Source organism: Natrialba aegyptia DSM 13077, from assembly GCF_000337535.1.
Taxonomy (GTDB): Archaea; Halobacteriota; Halobacteria; order Halobacteriales; family Natrialbaceae; genus Natrialba; species Natrialba aegyptia.
Window position 1 is genome coordinate 1 of record NZ_AOIP01000020.1, and the last position, 17,174, is coordinate 17,174.

Below are 17,174 nucleotides of genomic sequence, written 5' to 3' on the forward strand. Positions count from 1 at the left end.
GCTCAGAGATGTGTATAAGAGACAGGAGGAGGCCGGCTCACCGTCGATCGAGACACTTGCCGAAGGCGGGCTTCTCGATTTCCCCGCTGACGTTGCGTTCGGACGGACCGATGCCGACGAAACGTTCCTCTATGCCTGCAACTTCGCAATCGGGCGGTTTGAGGCCGAAGAAGAGACCGCAGAGCCGAGTCTCGTTCGGCTCGACGTCGGCGCAACCGGCGCGTTCTTCGAACCGAACGAGTTCGTCACAGCTGGTGAGACCGCAGACGATGAGGCAGCTAGCGAGTCGGATGATGATACTGAGATGGGAGACGCGGCTGATGACGGTGAGACGGATGCTCGAAACGATGGGAGTAATGGGGTCAGTGGAGACAACGGTACTGGGAACGAGAACGGAACCGGAACCGGAACTGGAACCGGAACTGAGACCGGGAACCACGGGGATACCGAAGACTACTGACGACAGTTCCAGCACCCGCTGATGGACGGGCAGCAGTGAACTCGCTGTTGTCTCCTGGGGTGCGCGATAGAACGCAACCGAATGCGGTGGCGACGGATCGATCGGGCGGCGTCTGCGTTGAGTTCGATAGAGAAGTACCTCGTGATTCGTGAGAACGGCAACCGCAAAGGGGAGAACCGATCAGATGACGCGGTTCTGCAGGTAGTCGAGGTGCTTTGCGTTGTAGACGATTTTGACCTCGTCGGTCTCGGCGGAGCCGATGCAAGTCAGACGGACGTTCTTGTCTTCGACCTCCTCGTCGGAGAGAATCTGCTGCATGTCCATCTGGATTTCCCCCTCCTTGACGATGGCAGCACAGTTCGCACAGGCACCGGCACGGCACGAGAAGGGCCAGTCGTAGCCCTGGGCCTCAGCCGCTTCGAGGATGTATTCGCCCTCGTTGACCTCGAGGGTGCCGTAATCCTCTTCGTCGAGCCCGGCATCTGCTGCCTGGCCGAAGAGGTCGTCATCATCCATGTCCCAGCCTTGGTCGTCCAGCACTTCGTAGTTGAGGTATTCTACCGTGGGCATCAACCGGCGGTTCGAGTCCCGCACTGGTATAGCTTGCTGTTCGGTTTTCAATGGTTTTTGAACCAGAATTTGGCGTTCGTCTGAAACTGATCGCTGAACTCGAGGTAGAAGACGGCCGGTACGCGACTCAAAGCGGCACCAGGACGAAGAAGCCGTAGGGCAGTCCGAGGGATGCTGAGGGGCTGATAATCCAGAAAGAGACAAGGCGTGCGATCGTTGGCCGAACGAGGTCGTCTGCGTCGACCATTTCTTCGGGATCTTCCTCGCCGATTTTGGGCACTTCGTTCGAGTATCCTGTGTTACTGCGCCCGTCGTGAACTCGAGTTCTTCGTCGTCGCGGCCGTTTTGCCGGTGACACTGGTCCCAACTGCTGGTCCCCAGGCGATGCTTATAGACGAGCCGCCGATAGTGAAGCCGACGGAGAGGCGACGAGAATTCCGAGTCGCAAGATCACAGAGAGCATGGCCCATAGACACGAAAGTCGGAAAAATCCGTTTCCAAGTACCGAGTGACTGCCAACGTGGCTGAGAGCTACCGAACGCCCGCTAACGAGTTCAAAATCCGAATATCGGCACGAATCTGAACGTGAGATAGGCACCGACTGTCGAGATGATCGGGACGACGTTTTGCATGAGGATGACGCGAGCAGTCGTCGATGGGTCGAACAGGTCGGAGGCGGCGGGGATGTCTTCGGGTTTTTCCTCGCCGATTTTCGGAGGTGTTTCGCCGGCTTCTTCGGCGGTGAGTGCCCCGATCGACACTCGTGTTTCTTCACCGGCTCTGACGCCGGAGAGCGTCGTTGTTCGGGTCGCTCGTCCCCAGCCGAGGCCGATGATGCTCATCGTTGCCACGACGACGAAGCTAGCGGGAATGCCGATCCAAGAGAGGCCGGTGACGATGGTCGAACTGATGACGGCGACGATGATCGCTGCTGTCAGCGGCAGGTTCGTGATGTCGTTGCCGAGCGTATCGAGCGTGCGGCGCGCAATCGTGAAACAGCCGATCGCGACGGCAGCCGAGCCGATCACGATCAGTGCGGTCATATCGATCGGAACGGCGGTCGAGCCGATCGCGAGTTCAGTTCCGGAGCCGGAAACGGTGCCGTAGATCGGGGCGATTGCGTTCGCGATGTTGCTCGTTCCGGACGAAAAGCCCATGAGACAGCCGATGGCGACGACGACGAACGCACCGGTGATCTCGCGGCGGTTCGTGCCGTCGCCGAACCGGAGTCGAGGGAGCGTTCCGCTCCGGTCGATGGTGATCATTTCGCGACCCTCGCGGTTCGTTTCGATTGCAACCCACTCGTTGATTTTCGGGTAGAAGTACCGGCCGACGACGCCGGCGACCCAGAAGCCGGTGATCGGTGCAACGACCCACCAGATGACGATTTCGCCGAGAACGTCCCAGGCGAGTTCACCGGTTGCGAGGCCGAGTGCGGCGATAGCGCCGACGGCGGTCATCGAGGTGGAGGCGGGGACGCCGGCGTAGTTGCCGAGAAAGAGTGCGCCGCCGATGAAAAAGAGGACGGCGACGTTCGAGCGCATCGTAAACACGCCGGTGTCGTGGACGAGGTCGTTACCGAGGGTGTCGACGACCTGCGGACCGATCGTGATCGCGCCGAGGAAGAAGAACACGGCCATCAACCCGGCGGCCAGTACCTTCGTGATTACGTTCGCGCCGACGGCGGGGCCGAACGCGGGGCCGGTCGTCGCTCCGCCGATGTTGTACCCGACGAAGATTGCGACGAGAATTCCCACGATAAGCAGTACTTCCGTCACGTGTTGGAGTCACGCGATCCGACCCTAAAAACGCGCCTATTCCGGTCGGCTCCGACGAGGGTGGACGGCCATGTTTGCGACGGCTGGTGCGTTTCTCATCAACGCGGAGCGGTGAGACCCAAAGCGTTTCACCGAATCGGATCCTGTATTACAATAGCATGTTGCCACGCGTATCATCGACTCGGTGGGGAGGCGTTCGGCGGAGTGAACGGCTGTTGTCGTGGTCGCAGGCGCGACTGCTGGTGACTGGTGTGGGTTTGGATATTTTCTTTCAATGAGACCGGCACGTATCGACGCGATCGTCGACCTCGCGTACGGCGCGTTGATCCTCCTCTCGGTTGTCTTGATCGCGACGCTCGACATACAGGTTGGGCTGGTGTTCGGGTTGGGTGTGTTCGTCTCGTACGTACTCCACGTCGTTTGGAAGATGGCCCGGTTCGATCCGGACTGGATGACGACGGCCGTTCAGGAGTCCGTCGAGCAGACTGTTGGGGAGACCGTCGAAGAACGGGTCGAACAGACGGTCGAAGAGACCGTCGGCGAGACGGTCGAGCAGACTGTCGGAGAAACGGTCGAAAAACAGGTCGGGGACACCGTCGAGGAGACGGTCGAGCAGACTGTCGAGGAACAGGTCGGACAGACGGTCGAGGAGACCGTCGGCGAGACGGTCGAACAAACGGTTGGCGAACAACTCGAGCAGGTCCAGTCACAGGTCGAATCGGTGGACGAACGCATCGATCGCCGCCCTCGCGAGGACCAGGTCGAGGAACTCATCGAAGAGTCGACCGAAGCGGACGACGACGCCGAGAATTGAGACGGACTGCTGTCAGTCAGTTCCGGCGCACTCCCAGGACGGGTCGCGGGTGGTCGGGAATCAACATAGCAGAGTGTATGATCGCTCGTCGACCCGTCGACTCATCTTACCGCACGACAACGACAGGGACCGAAGATCGATTGACGACCTTTTTGGCGACGTTGCCGACGTAGAGGTACTCCGAGACCGAACCGCCGTGACTGCCGACGACGCCGGTCTCGTAGTCATCCGCGCGGTCGATGATCGCGCGAACGGGATGCCCGAGTTCGACGACGGTATCGAGTTCAGCGTCACTAACCACAGGAAAGCAGTGACCGCCAGCAGATTCATTATCTCAGTTCTATTATCGAGAGTCGGAGAAGGGTTTTTACTTCATGGACGGCACCGTTCGGACAGTGTCCAGTAGTGACTCTCAGAACGTTTTAAGCGGTCTGACTAAAGGGTCGTTTGGGGCTGGGTTCTTCTCGGTCTTGCTTCGGTTCCGCTTACACTCATCGTCTCGCGGGAAAGTACAACCCTCGTTCATGGTGGTCCGATGATAGCGGTTGGACTTATCGTTGGATACCTCTACGATGGAAGATCCACTGACAGTTCTCGAGCCGGATTAATTGGCGGTTTTGCTGCGTCAGTCGGGGGAATTATGGCATTTGGCACAGGAGCGGTTACGAGAATTCCCACGCCCCTAACTGAAAGTTCGGTAATCGAGATCGTTACAATACCGTTTGTGCTCATGCTGCTGACCCTGTGTTTTGCTGCACTAGTGATGATCTGTGCAATGGTTGGAAACTGGTTGGCGACAATCAGCCCTCGTTTCTGATCTATTGGACACACAGATAATCGACGACAGTCCAGACGGTTGGTCTATTTTCTCCGTCCCGTCGTACGTATCCTGAAACTGGTAGGAGTCACGGGAGGGGGTGATGGTGGCACAGTCGGTAGAAGCGTAGGGTGGTGAGGTGGTGAAAGCAATGGGACGGTGAGGGCGGTGGAAGCAGTGGGGGTGGCGAAGGTCACGGTCTAGGAGGGATGAACGATCAGACGAACGGGACGGCAACGAAGAAGCCGTACGCCAGAAGCGTCGACATCGCCGGCCCGATGATCCACATCGAGATGTACTTCATCACGGCTCGCGGGTTGAACAGGCTCCCCGCGTCAAGAACCTCGTTGGGTTCGGCTTCCCCGATCTTCGTGACCGGGGTATCCGGTTCCGCTTTTAGTGCGCCAGTCGCGAGTTCAGCGTCGGCTTCGCCGCGAATCGCTTGGCGGGCCGTGACGGGTCGGGTCGCTCGTCCCCAGCCCAGGCCGACGATCGTCATCACCGACGCCATCACGAGACTGATCGGGATGCCGGCCCACGAGAGCGCGGTCGTGATCGTCGAGGCGGTGAGCATGACGACCAGGGCGGCCAGCAGCGGGATGTCGCTGAGTTCGCTGCCGACGGATTCCATCGTCCGTCGAGCGATGGTGAAGCCGCCGAACCCGATCGCCACCGTCGCGATGATGATGGCGGGGTTCCGATCGAGCGCCCCGCTGCTGACGAGCGGTGCGACGGCGTTCGGGACGTTGCTCGCGCCCGCGCTGAAGGCCATGTAGCAGCCGATGACGAAGACGACGCACGTCCCGACGAGTTCCTGAATCGTCGTGTTCGGTCCGAGCGTCGGCTTCGGAACCGAGCCACCGCGATCGAGGGCGAGCAACGGTCCCTCGGAGGCTCGAATCTCGAATCGGCGGTTGAGTTCCGGGTAGACGTACCGACCGACGGTCGCGCCGATCCAGAACCCGATGATCGGGGTGACGACCCACCACGAGACGATCCTGCCGATTTCCGCGTAGTTGACCGTGTCCGTCGCCAGCCCCAGCCCGGCGATCGCGCCGACGGTTACCATCGAGGTCGGGACGGGAACGCCGAAGACGTTCGCGATGAGGATTCCCAGCCCGATGAAAAAGAGGACGGCGACGCCGGCGGCGAGCGAGATCTCGATCGTGATAATCCCCTCGCTCAGCGTGTCCATCACGTTTCGGCCGACGGTCCAGCCGCCGAGGAAGACGAAAACCGTCATCAGCCCGGCTGCGGTGGCCTTTCGGAGCAGTCCGGCCCCGACGGCGGGCCCCCATGCGATCCCCGTCGACGACCCGCCGATGTTGAATCCGACGAATATTGAGGCGACGATCCCGACCAGGAGCACGGTTTCCACCATCGGTTGGTACTATCGGTCTCTCCATGAAATACGTATTGGGACGACGAATCACTCAGTTGAGGTATGTGACACGGAACAACATGACACATAGCATCCGACGGTCGTTCGCCGGTCTGATCCGATCCTAATAAAACATTGATAGTTCGGTCACACGCCCCAGAAAAACGCGATTCCAAGGACGGTTACGACCGACAGAATCAGCTGTAGGGGCGCACCGACGCGGAAGTAGTCGCCGAACCGGTAGCCGCCGGGTCCGTAGACGAACAGATTCGTCTGGTAGCCGATGGGGCCGAGGAAGGCCGTACTCGCTGCGAACGTGACCGCCAGCACGAACGCGAACGGGTTCGACCCGATGCCGGCCGCCGCCGCCGCTGCGACAGGGAGAAGCAAGACGACGCTCGCGTTGTTACTGATCACCTCCGTAATGAGCCCCGTCACGATGTAGAACAGCCACAACACGACGAGCGTCGGCAAAAAGTCCGCCGTCGAGACGACGAGCGACGCGAGATAGGCCGCCGAACCCGTTTGCTCGAGTGCGATTCCGAGCGGGATCACGCCCGCGAGCAGGAAGATGATATCCCACTCGACCGCGTCGTACAGTTCGTTCGGTTCGAGCACGCCGGTCACGACCATCGCGACGACGCCTGCAAGCGCCGCGATCAAGATCGGATAGAACTCGAGCGTCGCGACCGCAACGACGCCGACCATGATCGCGACCGCGATCGGCGCTTTGTCGGTGCGGTAGTCGGGCTGGGGCGGTTCGCGGGCGACGATCATATCCCCCCGCCGCGCGAGCCGATCCAGCGTCTCCGGCGGGGCCTGGACGAGCAACGTGTCACCGACATCGAGGCGTTTGCCAACGATGCGTTCGCTGACGAGTTCACCGCGGCTCCGCAGGCCGAGGACGGCAGCACTGAACTCGTCGCGGAACGCCTCGGGGTCGAGACGGTCGCCGACGAGGCGGGAGTCGAGCGAGATAACGAGTTCGGTGAGGATGCCCGCGTCGGCGTCGGTCGAGAGGCCGGCCACGGACTGCGGGCGGGCGACGGGTTCGACGCCGGGGATGTCCGCGAGTTCGGTGATCGCGTCGCGGTTCGTTCGGACGACGAGGATGTCGCCTTCGGTGAGCGGGAGGTCCTGGCGGGGAGCGACTGCGCGGCCGGGAGTGGAGTCGGAGTCGGCACCGGCTTCGCGGTCGCGGTCGCGACTACGATCGCGAACCACCTGGACGATGTCGATGTCGGGGCCGAGAATCTCGGTCGCGTCGCCGACGGTACCGTCGACCAGGGGGGAGCCGGGGACGACCGCCACGTCCGCGACGTAGTCGCTTACGGCGTACTCCGCCAGATAGTCCGCCCGCGGTGGGACGCGCTCTGGAAGAAGGTAGTGGCTGACGAAGATCAGGTACAGTCCGCCCACGAGGGCGACGATGAGTCCGAGTCGAGTGAACTCGAACATCGAGAAGCGGTGGAGTTCGGGGTACGTGGTGCCGAGTCGGGCGCTGACGTCACTCGCGAGGATGTTCGTGGAGGTGCCGATGAGGGTGAGCATGCCGCCGACCTGCGAGGCGTACGACAGCGGGATGAGGAGTTTCGAGGGCGACGTGTTCCCGCGGTTGGCAACGTCGGTGACGACCGGAACGAGCAACGCGACGACGGGGGTATTGTTCAGCACGCCCGAGACGGGGCTGGTTGCGGCGACCGTCGCGAACAACTGCTTTCGGACGCTCGTTCCCGCGAACGCGGCCATGCGGCGGCCGAGTTCCTGCACGATGCCGGTCCGACTGATCCCGCCGCTCAGGATCAACATCGCGAGGACGGTGATCGTCGCTTCGTTCGCGAACCCGGAGATGCCGGTTGCGGGATCGATCCCGGTCCACGGTTCGAGGACGACCAGGATGACGATCAGCAGGATCGCAGTGACGTCGACCGGGAGCCGTTCGGTGAGAAAGAAGACGAGTGCGAGGACGACGACCCCGAAGACGACGATCATATCCGTCGTCAACTCGGGTTGGGTCGCCGTCTCCTGTACGAGCGGGGCACTCGCCGCCATGGGTATCGAAGACCACACCGGGCGAAGATGTAATCTCTCTGCACGGACGCTGAACAGTGTTCGATCGATGGTCGTCGACTCGGCATCCGCCCAAACCGTCGCCTTTACTCGGGTCGCCCGCACGCACACACATATGACCGGGACGGAGACCGATACGGCGACGAGCGAGACCACTGACGAGTTCGAGACGTTCGAGGTCATTCCGGCCGTCGACATCCAGGACGGCGAGGTCGTCCAGCTCGTCCAGGGCGAGCGCGGAACGGAACGGACCTACGGCGAGCCGGTCGCGGCCGCGCGGCGTTGGATCGACGCCGGCGCGGAGTCGCTCCACCTCGTCGATCTCGACGGCGCGTTCGAGGGCGAACGAGCGAACGCTGCGGCCATTGACGCCGTCATCGACACCGTCGACGTGCCGACGCAACTCGGCGGCGGCATCCGAACCGCCGCCGACGCGCGAGCCCTTCTCGACCGCGGTGTCGACCGCGTCATTCTCGGCACCGCGGCCGTCGACAACCCCGACATCGTCGCCGAAATCAGCGAGACCCACCCCGACAGCGTCGTCGTCAGCCTCGACGCGAAAGACGGCGAGGTCGTCGTCGAAGGCTGGACCGAAGGCGCTGGCATCTCCCCGGTCGAAGCCGCCGAACGCTACGCCGACCTCGGTGCCGCCGCGATCCTCTTTACCAACGTCGACGTCGAAGGCCAACTCGAGGGCGTCGCGACCGAGCCCGTTCGTGAACTCGTCGAGGCGACCGACGTGCCGGTGATCGCAAGCGGCGGCGTCGCGACCCTCGAGGACGTCCGTGAACTCGAGGCGGCCGGCGCGGCTGCGGTCGTGGTCGGAAGCGCGCTCTACGAAGGCAAGTTTACGCTCGCGGAGGCCCAAGCTGCCGTGGATCGTTCGTAATCCCGAAACATGCTATTGATCCCCACACTACCGAAAGAGTCGTCTTGATTCCGCGAGAGGGAGCGGTCGATGCCACCATCACCGTCACCGCCACCGTCATCGTCGCCATCCGCGTCGACGCCGGCGACCGTTCGCGATCTCACTCCCGACGACGCTCCCGCGCTAACTGCCCTCTACGAGGAGTACGAGTGGTGGGACGACCGCGACGAAGCCGCCGTTCGGGACGCCCTCGCCGAGACGGCGGTCGCCGTCGGCGTCGAAGCGGACGGACGACTCGTCGCCGCGGCGCGGGTGCTGACCGATCACACGTACTACGCGACCGTCTACGACGTTATCGTCGCTGCTGACCATCGTGGTGAGGGGATCGGCGAGACGCTCATGCGCGCCGTCGTCGATCACCCGGACCTGCAGTCGGTCGCCGGCCTCTCGTTGCTCTGTCGGCGCGGACTGGTTCCCTACTACGAGACGGTCGGTTTCGAACTGTTCGATCCCGAACTGGAAATTCCCGAAGGCGGCGTCGAGGAACTGGTCCGGATGACCTATACCCATCCTGACGACGAACACGGAGACGCGGACGAAAACCGAGACTGACCGCGCCGCTCAGGATCGCCAGTACGACGGCAACAACAGCACGAGCACCGGCACGATTTCGATCCGGCCGATCCACATCATGACGATCATCATCGCGCGCGAAACCGGCGAGAACCCCGCGTAGTTCTCCATCGGTCCGGCGAGTTCAAACGCGGGGCCGATGTTCAGGAAGATCGAGGCCGCCGCACCGAGCGCGGCGAACTCGCTGACGTTGGTGGCAGCCCAGACGGCGTCGACGACGAGGAACACCGTCAGCCCGAAGAAGATGACGAGCACGAGCAGGACGTAGCCGATGATGTCGTTGACGGTCTCTTCGTCGACGACGCTGTCGCTGACCCGGAGCGGTCGGATGGCGTCCGGATGCACCGCGGTGAAGAGGTTCCGACGGAACGCTTTGAGGACGACCAGCCAGCGCAGGGACTTGATCGAACAGGTCGTGCTCCCGGCCATGCCGCCGAGGAACATACACAGGAACAGGACGTGCTTTGCGCCGGCCGTCCAGTGGTTGAAATCGGTGCTTGCGTAGCCGGTCGTCGTCACCATGGAGACGACGTTGAACAGGCCGTGGCGGATCGTCTGCTCGATGCGCAACTCGATGGCCGGATCGACGGCGAGGACGCCGATGACGATCGCACCGAAGACGCCGAGCGTTCCGAGATAGAATTTGAGTTCTTCGGACTGCAACGGCCGCTCGAACTCGCCTTGCGTGATATAGTACAGCAACACGAAGTTGGTCGAGCCGACGATCATGACGGGAATGAGCGTCCACTGGACGATCGGACTGAAAGCGGCGATGCTGTTACTTTTGGGCGAGAATCCGGCCGTGGAGACGCTCGTGAGCGCGTGTGCGATCGCGTTGAACAGCGTCATCCGCGGTGCGAGGCCGACGAGATTGAGCGCGTAGAGGGCGACGATCGTGGCGAGCGTGAGGCCGACGTACAGCCCCCAGATAAGCCGCGCGGTCTCGGAGATGTGTGGGCGGAGTTTGCGCACGTTTCGCGTCTGCGTTTCGGTTTCCATCAACTGGGCACCGCCGACCATCAGGTGCGAGAGCAGACCGATGGCGACGATCAAAATCCCGAGTCCGCCGAGCCACTGGAGGATCTGTCGCCACAGCAGGATCGACCGGGCCTGGTTGTCGAAATCCCACTCGGTCATGATAGTCGCTCCCGTCGTCGTCAGTCCGCTCATACTCTCGAAGAACGCATTAAGCGGTCCGTAGATGCCGGCAAACGAGGATTCGCCGCCTGACGCTGTGCCGGTGAATAGAAACGGAATCGTGCCGATAAGGGCCACGCTGAGCCAGGTGAACGCGACCATCAGAAACGACTCTCGCTGGCCGAGTTCACGGTCGTCGCGCAGTTGTTCGAGCGCGAAGCCGACTGCGATGGTGATGGCGATGGCGACCAGAAACGGTCGCAGGTCGGTGCCGTCGATCACGGCGAGGGCGAGCGGGGCTGCGAGGGGGACGGCAAGCCATCGAAGCACCGTTCCGGTGAGGCTACAACTCGAGCGCCAGTCGACGCGAATCTGCATTCAGTAGGAAACGCTGCGAGAGGGACGGTCATAATCCGTTCGGAAGAGACCAGCAGGAGTCCCCCTGCCACGCCCAGCAGGTGTGCCCTCCGATGACCGCTGTCGTTCGGGAATTATAATCCGGTTAGATCGGCGACTGATTCGACGATGTATCGGGTCTGCAATCGATCAATCTGTGCGCCAGATAGGTCACGACTGGTTGTAATCACGTCCGATATAGAGTGCGAGGACGTTGAGTCCCAGCAGGGCGAGAAAGACGAGCGTGATCCGCGGATTGCCGAGTCCCTGCGTCAACAGCGGCAGGTGGACGAACGGCAGGGCGACGGCGATCCAGAACGACAGAAACTGCGTCGATCCCTTGAGCGAGTGGATGAATCGACTGCGCGCCGGATCGCTGTTTTGGTTCGACTCCGACCCTGCTGGAGACAGGGAGTCGTTCGACAGTGGGGAGGGGCTGGGGGAGTTGGACATTGTGACGGGTCACCTCTTCGTAGTAACGACATTCACTCAGGATAGCATATAACCGTCAGACGGTTGGTCTCGTTTCGGTCCGTTTCACGCCCGTAATGATGGTAATACTACCCTTCGAAACATCTTTAGAACTGCGTAAAAATTTTACAAGCGCCTCTAAATCTGTCTCACGATATTTGTCATGACATGTGGAACGGTCCGTTATAGCTGCTCCATTCTCCGTCACCGATCGCTCGTGGCCGCTGCATACTCTCCGTCGCAACCGAGCGCAATCCCCTTGTACCGAGAACGCAACCATTTCGACATGAGCGAGCGACGCGCGACCGTCACACGAGACACGGCCGAAACGACGATCGAATGCACGGTGTCCGTCGACGGCAACGGCACAGCCGCGGTCGAAACCGGCGTCGGCTTCTTCGATCACATGCTGACGGCCTTTGCCCGCCACGGCCTCTTCGATCTCGAACTCGAGTGCGACGGCGACCTCGATATCGACGATCACCACACGGTCGAGGACGTGGCGATCGTCCTCGGGACGGCGTTTGATGAGGCACTCGACGATCGGGCGGGCATCGTCAGGTACGCCGACCGGCGCGTCCCGCTCGACGAAGCCGTCGCGTCGACCGTCGTCGACGTGAGCGGTCGCCCCCGATTCTACTTCGACGGCGAGTTCTCCCAGGCGGCGATCGGCGAGTTCACCAGCGACATGGCGCGTCACTTCGCGGAGTCGCTGGCGATGAATGCGGGACTGACGCTGCACGCTGGCGTTCGCGGCGAGAACGCCCACCACGAGGTCGAGGCGCTGTTCAAGGCGCTGGCGCGCGCGCTCGACGACGCGACGCGGCTCGATGACCGACGCGAGGGAACCCCGAGTACGAAGGGCACGTTGACCGACTAAGTGAAATGCAGCGCGAGGCCCCATCACCGACGAACTACGACGACGGGCGGTGCAACTCCTCGCCGCGCTCGACGAACTCGTCGCGTTCGAGTGCGTGTTCGATTATCTCCTCGGCCTCCTCGGCTTCGAGATCGTAGGCCCCGGCCGCCAGCGATTCGACGGCCTCGCGGCCCATCGGGAACTCGCGGTTGCGAAGCAAGCGGATGACCTTGGTGTAGGCTCGCGGCGATGCTGGGGCCGCTCGCGTCGATTCGGATCGGGCTGTCGACTTGGCTTCGGTTTCGGTTGGATTCGATTCCTGGGCTGGTTCTGCCGTCGCTTCGTCCGTCTCGCCAGTCGCATCTCCGGAACCCGATGTCTCCTCTGACGGCTCGTCGAACGTAATCTCGTTTCCCGTTTCGAAGCGCTCTGCCGGTGGCGCGTCCGATTCTGCGTCCGAATCCGTCTCCGAGTTCGAATCCGAATCTGAACCCGAATCCGAGTTCACCGCGCCTTCCGAACTCGTACTCTCTGGAGGAGTTCTCTTCGTACTCGAATCGTCGCTCCCAGTCCCGTCAGTAGCCGGGGCCTCGGCCGTTTCAGCGTCGCTGTGTGACCGGTGTGAGTCGGTGACGGTGTCGCTTCGGAGCCGCTCGAGGAGCGGTTCGAGAACGGTTCCAAGACGGCGTTTGCAGTCCGGACAGAGACTCACGCGGCGTTGTTCGGCCTCCGTCGGATCGAGTTCAGCGGGAATGACCTCGTAGGTGCCGGCAGCATCGCTGGCACAGAAGTCACAGTGGTTGAGCGCGCGCATAGAATACCGTCTCGTTCGAAGTGGTAAAAACGTCCGTCAGACACAGGGTGGCGCGGCGGTCGAGTTTGCTGAACGGTGTCGACCGCTCTGCATCGTGACGGTATCGACGCGTCCCGTCACCTCGACTGCTGAACTCGTTGTGACCGAGCGTCAATCACCGACCATTATACCTGGGCACGCGTATACTCACCAACGAATGTTCGACGAGATAATGGGGAAGTTCGAGGGGTCCCCGAGCCAGCAAGCAGTCATTCGACTCCTGTTAGAGCGTGGCTTTTCGGTCAACGACGACGGTCGCGTCGTTTCGGGCGGGATCGAGATCCCGAACACCGGTATCGCTCGCGAGATCGATGTCGATCGCCGCGTCGTCGACTCGACGACGAACGCGATCCTCGACGATCCCGAACTCCGGCGGATCTTCCAGAACATCTCGCAGGTGCCGAGCCTGATGGATCTCGCACCCGTGCTCGATCTGACGGTGCTTTCGATCGCCGTCGACAACGCGGAGCAAAAGGGGATCGTCGCCGCGGTGACGGGGACGCTCGCCGAAAACGACATCTCGATTCGCCAGACGATCAGCGAGGACCCCGAGTTCACCGACGAGCCGCGGCTGTACCTGATAACCGACGAGGACGTTTCGGGCGCGGCGATCACAGAGCTTCGCGACCTCGAGTTCGTGCGGAAGATCGAGTTACAGTGAGCGTACAGTGAGCGACCCGATCGACTGTGCGAGGTAAAACCGTGAATGACACCTACACGACGATCGCCGAGGCCGCGACCGCCGAGTTCGTCGTCCAGGGCTCGGAGTTTATCGGCCACGCGCGCCCGGTCGAATCCGTCGCGGACGCCGAGGCGTTCGTCGATGCGATCCGCGAAGAGTACGCCGACGCGACGCACAACGTCCCCGCCTACCGGGTGCGCGCGGACGCCGACGGCGACCTTCTCCGGGAGTATTCAAACGATGACGGCGAACCCTCGAGTTCGGCGGGCAAGCCGGCGCTCAACGTCCTCGCGCAGCGCGAGATCGAGAACTGCGCGGTCGTCGTGACGCGGTACTACGGCGGGACGAATCTCGGCGTCGGCGGCCTCGTCCGGGCGTACTCCCGCGCGGTGAAAGACGCCGTCGACGCGGCGGGGGTCGTCGAGGAGCGCCCCCACGAACGCGTCTCGATCACTGTAGAGTACGACGATTCGGGCACCGTCCGCGGCATCATCGAAAGCGAGGGCTACGAGTTCGACGCGGACTACCAGGCCGAGGTTTCCTTCGTCGTTCGCGTCCCGGTCGCGGCGGCCGACGCCTTCCGTGATCGGATTCGAAGTGCGACGAGCGGGCGTGCCGAACTCGAGTCGGCGTAAGGGTACGGGTACAGCGCTTCGAAGCGGGACGATGTTCTTCGGCTTAGGGCAGTGTCGTCGTTCGATCCGAGAGCCGCCGTTCGACCGTCGCGATGATCGTTTCCGGCGCGTCGAGGGACTCGCGGTCGAGACGCACGTCGAACAGCCCGCGATCGAAGACGAGTTCGTCGTCGCGCAGGCGGACGTGATCGATTTCGTCCCAGGGGACGAATCTGCTGGTGTAGGGTCGCTGTTTGACGAGGCCGTTCTCGTAGAGCCGGATCTCGGGGTCCGTTCCGGTTTCGCCGACGCGGAATCGGCCCTCGATGAACCCGCCGACGAGCCAGCAGAGTCCGAGCGTCCCCCAGCCGAGCGCGGTGAGCCAGTTCCCGCCGGCCGCGTTGAGGACACCAAGCGCCGGCCAGGCGACGAGCAAAAGCGCGTCTATCTTTGGCGTGCGTGGCGGGTGCCAGCGACACGCCGCGATCGGACGGCCGTGCGCTCTGTCGGCGGCGTACCGCGTCTCGGCGACACCCTGCAGCACGTATCCGGCGACGAGGAGCGCGCTCGTCGACGCGGCGGCCACGAGTCCGAGTTCGGTATCGACCGGACCCAGCACCGAGGCGAGGCCGACGAGCCCGAACGGTACTATAGGAAAGAACGGCGCGGCTCGCTGAACTCGGCCGCGGCCCAGTCGGGCCGGGAGGTCGTGGAAGCGACGGTGGACGGCGGTACCGAGACCGATCCCGACGACGAGTCCGACGAGGGTCACACCGGCGAGGACAGCGGTATCACCGTTCAGTGCCGTTGCACCCGTCAACGCCACCGCTGCGAAGACGACGCCGATGTAGCCCGCGAGAATGCGTCGCTCCATCGCAGCAGAGACGGATGCCGTGGCAGTACCGCCGTCAGCTTCCCCTGCGGATGAACGACCGTTCATACGCTTCCGTACGCGAATCGAGGGTATATGTGTACCGGAGCTGACCAGTCTCAGACCTCGCCGGCGACGGCTGCGGAGCGGTCGGCGGTACCCGTCGTGGTCCCGCGCGATCGGTTCCGATTCGTGAGGCCGACGAGCATCGCCAACCCGAGTCCGCGGAGCGACAGGGTGATTCCGGAACTCGTCAGTGACAGGTTGATACCGGCGACGGCGAGCACTCCCTCGAGAATCAAGAGCGGGATCTCGGGTACCACCAGTAGAATTGGAGGAACCACGTAAATTCTCTCCCACATGTAAAACCGTAAGGCATGTGCGCTCTGTACTTCGGAAGTATTATCACCTGATTTCAAGAGCCTACCACATGAGAGTATGACTGGATTCTTCATGACCTTATGGAGACAATATCGATCGGTACCGATTGTCTATCGGATCGGAGTAGCGTTCGTTCTCGGCGCTATCGTCGGGTTGGCCGTCGGTCAGCCGGCGATGGAACTCCAGCCGATCGGTGACTTGTTCGTCCGATTGCTCGAGATGATCATCGTTCCGATCATCATTTTCACGTTGTTGATGGCGACGCGGGAACTGTCCCCGAAAAACCTGGGTCGGATTGGCGGACAGGTCGTGCTCCTGTATCTCGCCACGACCGCCGTTGCCATCGGAATGGGACTTGGCGTTAGTAATCTCATCGATCCCGGGACGGGGATGACCTTAGAGCAGACGGACGTCCAGACTGGACAGACGCCGTCGCTGACGGATCAAGTGTTCAATATCGTCCCCGAAAACCCCATCACTGCGATGGCGGAGGGGAACATCCTCGCGATCATCTTCTTCACGCTCGTCTTCGGCCTCGGGATGACGATGGTCCGAGCGGAAGTCGAACCCGACTCGGCCGTCCGGAACGGCATCGACACCATCTTCGACGTGGTTGATGCCGGCGCAGAGGTTATGTTCAAAATCGTCTGGGGAGTCATGGAATTCGGCGTCCTCGGCGTATTTGCGCTGATGGCGGCGCTGTTCGGAGAAGTCGGTGCCCAGGCCATCGGAGCGTATTTCTCCCTCTCGATGACGCTCGCGATCGCCATCGGACTTCAGATCGCGCTGGTCTACCTCCTGGTCATCATTCGAGGTGCGGTTGGCGTTTCACCCGTCGACTTCCTTCGCGGCATCAAGGAGGCACTTATTACGGCACTCAGTATTCGGTCGTCCACCGCGACGCTCCCCATCTCGATGTCGGACGCCGACGAGAACCTCCAGATCAAAGAGCGCGTATACGGTTTCTCGCTCCCGCTGGGAGCCACGATCAACATGGACGGCACGGCGATGTACCTCGGCATCGTCGCCATCTTCGCTGCGAACATCGCCGGTGCTTCACTCACACTAGTCGAACAGCTTACTATTCTGCTGACCGCGCTTCTTATGAGCATCGGCACTGCGGGCGTTCCCAGCGCGAGTCTGGTCATGATGACCGCGGTGTTGACTCAAGTCGGGCTTCCACTCGAAGTGATCGGGATGATCGCGGGTATCGATCCGCTGCTTGACCGCCTCCGGACGATGAACAACATCGCCGGCGATATGGCGGTAACGACGGTCGTTGCAAAGTGGAACGATGCGATCGACCTCACATCCGGCGTGTGGGCTGACGCCCCCGCCGAGTTCAGTGAGGAAGCCGTTAGCGCGACGAACGACGACTGAACACCCCTAAATTCCGATAAATGATACACGGTGCGCGGAATATCACGGTCGGAATCGCGGATCCACGCGACAGACACAGCCCTGAAACCGTACGACGTCACCCATCTGAGGTTACATCTCTGTGCAACTCGAGTGGGAA

Annotated in this window: 16 protein-coding genes and 3 pseudogenes; 9 read left to right on the plus strand and 10 right to left on the minus strand. The window is 62.0% G+C overall.

The genetic code is table 11. From position 1 onward, the window contains the following. A pseudogene (locus C480_RS09420) lies at positions 1 to 460 on the plus strand (SMP-30/gluconolactonase/LRE family protein); the annotation flags it as partial. A 180-nt stretch (positions 461 to 640) separates the two neighbouring features. Here C480_RS09420 and fer read toward each other — a convergent pair. Together fer and C480_RS09435 are read right to left on the minus strand one after the other, a co-directional pair. After that, positions 641 to 1,030, minus strand: a complete 390-nt coding sequence (gene fer / locus C480_RS09425; protein ID WP_006665383.1) for a ferredoxin Fer — start codon at positions 1,028 to 1,030, stop codon at positions 641 to 643. A 554-nt stretch (positions 1,031 to 1,584) separates the two neighbouring features. Continuing rightward, positions 1,585 to 2,808, minus strand: coding sequence for an inorganic phosphate transporter (locus C480_RS09435; protein ID WP_006665385.1), 1,224 nt, complete (start codon positions 2,806 to 2,808; stop codon positions 1,585 to 1,587). 274 nt (positions 2,809 to 3,082) lie between these two features. On the opposite strand from C480_RS09435, the gene C480_RS09440 reads away from it, so the two are divergent. Beyond that, positions 3,083 to 3,622 (plus strand): hypothetical protein, encoded by a 540-nt coding sequence (locus C480_RS09440; RefSeq protein WP_006665386.1) that lies wholly within the window; start codon positions 3,083 to 3,085, stop codon positions 3,620 to 3,622. Positions 3,623 to 3,728: 106 nt separating this feature from the next. Here C480_RS09440 and C480_RS09445 read toward each other — a convergent pair. Beyond that, a pseudogene (locus C480_RS09445) lies at positions 3,729 to 3,914 on the minus strand (universal stress protein); the annotation flags it as partial. A gap of 180 nt (positions 3,915 to 4,094) precedes the next feature. On the opposite strand from C480_RS09445, the pseudogene C480_RS24765 reads away from it, so the two are divergent. Beyond that, a pseudogene (locus C480_RS24765) lies at positions 4,095 to 4,439 on the plus strand (DUF5518 domain-containing protein); the annotation flags it as partial. A gap of 217 nt (positions 4,440 to 4,656) precedes the next feature. On the opposite strand, the gene C480_RS09450 reads toward C480_RS24765, so the two are convergent. Both C480_RS09450 and C480_RS09455 read right to left on the minus strand, forming a co-directional pair. Beyond that, the gene (locus C480_RS09450; RefSeq protein ID WP_006665388.1) at positions 4,657 to 5,820 is read right to left on the minus strand and encodes an inorganic phosphate transporter; all 1,164 of its coding nucleotides are present in this window, start codon (positions 5,818 to 5,820) and stop codon (positions 4,657 to 4,659) included. Positions 5,821 to 5,967: 147 nt separating this feature from the next. After that, positions 5,968 to 7,872 carry an SLC13 family permease gene (locus C480_RS09455; RefSeq protein WP_006665389.1) on the minus strand — a complete coding sequence of 635 codons (1,905 nt, stop codon included), beginning with the start codon at positions 7,870 to 7,872 and terminating at the stop codon, positions 5,968 to 5,970. 133 nt (positions 7,873 to 8,005) lie between these two features. On the opposite strand from C480_RS09455, the gene hisA reads away from it, so the two are divergent. Then, positions 8,006 to 8,779: a 1-(5-phosphoribosyl)-5-[(5-phosphoribosylamino)methylideneamino]imidazole-4-carboxamide isomerase gene (hisA, locus tag C480_RS09460; protein ID WP_049903515.1), complete on the plus strand. Its 774-nt coding sequence runs from the start codon at positions 8,006 to 8,008 to the stop codon at positions 8,777 to 8,779. A 69-nt stretch (positions 8,780 to 8,848) separates the two neighbouring features. Beyond that, entirely contained in the window at positions 8,849 to 9,370 is a 522-nt protein-coding gene (locus C480_RS09465; RefSeq protein WP_006665391.1) for a GNAT family N-acetyltransferase, read from the plus strand. A gap of 9 nt (positions 9,371 to 9,379) precedes the next feature. On the opposite strand, the gene C480_RS09470 is transcribed toward C480_RS09465, so the two are convergent. Continuing rightward, positions 9,380 to 10,906: a TrkH family potassium uptake protein gene (locus tag C480_RS09470; RefSeq protein WP_006665392.1), complete on the minus strand. Its 1,527-nt coding sequence runs from the start codon at positions 10,904 to 10,906 to the stop codon at positions 9,380 to 9,382. A gap of 189 nt (positions 10,907 to 11,095) precedes the next feature. After that, positions 11,096 to 11,377 carry a hypothetical protein gene (locus C480_RS09475; protein WP_006665393.1) on the minus strand — a complete coding sequence of 94 codons (282 nt, stop codon included), beginning with the start codon at positions 11,375 to 11,377 and terminating at the stop codon, positions 11,096 to 11,098. A gap of 304 nt (positions 11,378 to 11,681) precedes the next feature. Between C480_RS09475 and hisB the strand changes: the two genes are divergently transcribed. After that, on the plus strand, positions 11,682 to 12,275 hold the full coding sequence (hisB, locus tag C480_RS09480) for an imidazoleglycerol-phosphate dehydratase HisB (protein ID WP_006665394.1): 594 nt from the start codon (positions 11,682 to 11,684) through the stop codon (positions 12,273 to 12,275). 34 nt (positions 12,276 to 12,309) lie between these two features. Here the strand turns inward: hisB and C480_RS09485 are convergent, their stop codons facing one another. Continuing rightward, the gene (locus C480_RS09485) at positions 12,310 to 13,068 is read right to left on the minus strand and encodes a hypothetical protein (protein WP_006665395.1); all 759 of its coding nucleotides are present in this window, start codon (positions 13,066 to 13,068) and stop codon (positions 12,310 to 12,312) included. A gap of 196 nt (positions 13,069 to 13,264) precedes the next feature. On the opposite strand from C480_RS09485, the gene C480_RS09490 reads away from it, so the two are divergent. Next, positions 13,265 to 13,768, plus strand: a complete 504-nt coding sequence (locus tag C480_RS09490) for a hypothetical protein (RefSeq protein WP_006110991.1) — start codon at positions 13,265 to 13,267, stop codon at positions 13,766 to 13,768. 41 nt (positions 13,769 to 13,809) lie between these two features. Then, positions 13,810 to 14,424, plus strand: a complete 615-nt coding sequence (locus C480_RS09495; protein WP_006665396.1) for an IMPACT family protein — start codon at positions 13,810 to 13,812, stop codon at positions 14,422 to 14,424. A 43-nt stretch (positions 14,425 to 14,467) separates the two neighbouring features. On the opposite strand, the gene C480_RS09500 is transcribed toward C480_RS09495, so the two are convergent. Continuing rightward, entirely contained in the window at positions 14,468 to 15,343 is an 876-nt protein-coding gene (locus C480_RS09500; RefSeq protein WP_241433809.1) for a hypothetical protein, read from the minus strand. 50 nt (positions 15,344 to 15,393) lie between these two features. Then, positions 15,394 to 15,618 (minus strand): hypothetical protein, encoded by a 225-nt coding sequence (locus C480_RS09505; protein WP_193787806.1) that lies wholly within the window; start codon positions 15,616 to 15,618, stop codon positions 15,394 to 15,396. A gap of 109 nt (positions 15,619 to 15,727) precedes the next feature. On the opposite strand from C480_RS09505, the gene C480_RS09510 reads away from it, so the two are divergent. Continuing rightward, positions 15,728 to 17,035: a dicarboxylate/amino acid:cation symporter gene (locus C480_RS09510; RefSeq protein ID WP_083873363.1), complete on the plus strand. Its 1,308-nt coding sequence runs from the start codon at positions 15,728 to 15,730 to the stop codon at positions 17,033 to 17,035. The last annotated feature ends 139 nt before the right edge of the window (positions 17,036 to 17,174 follow it).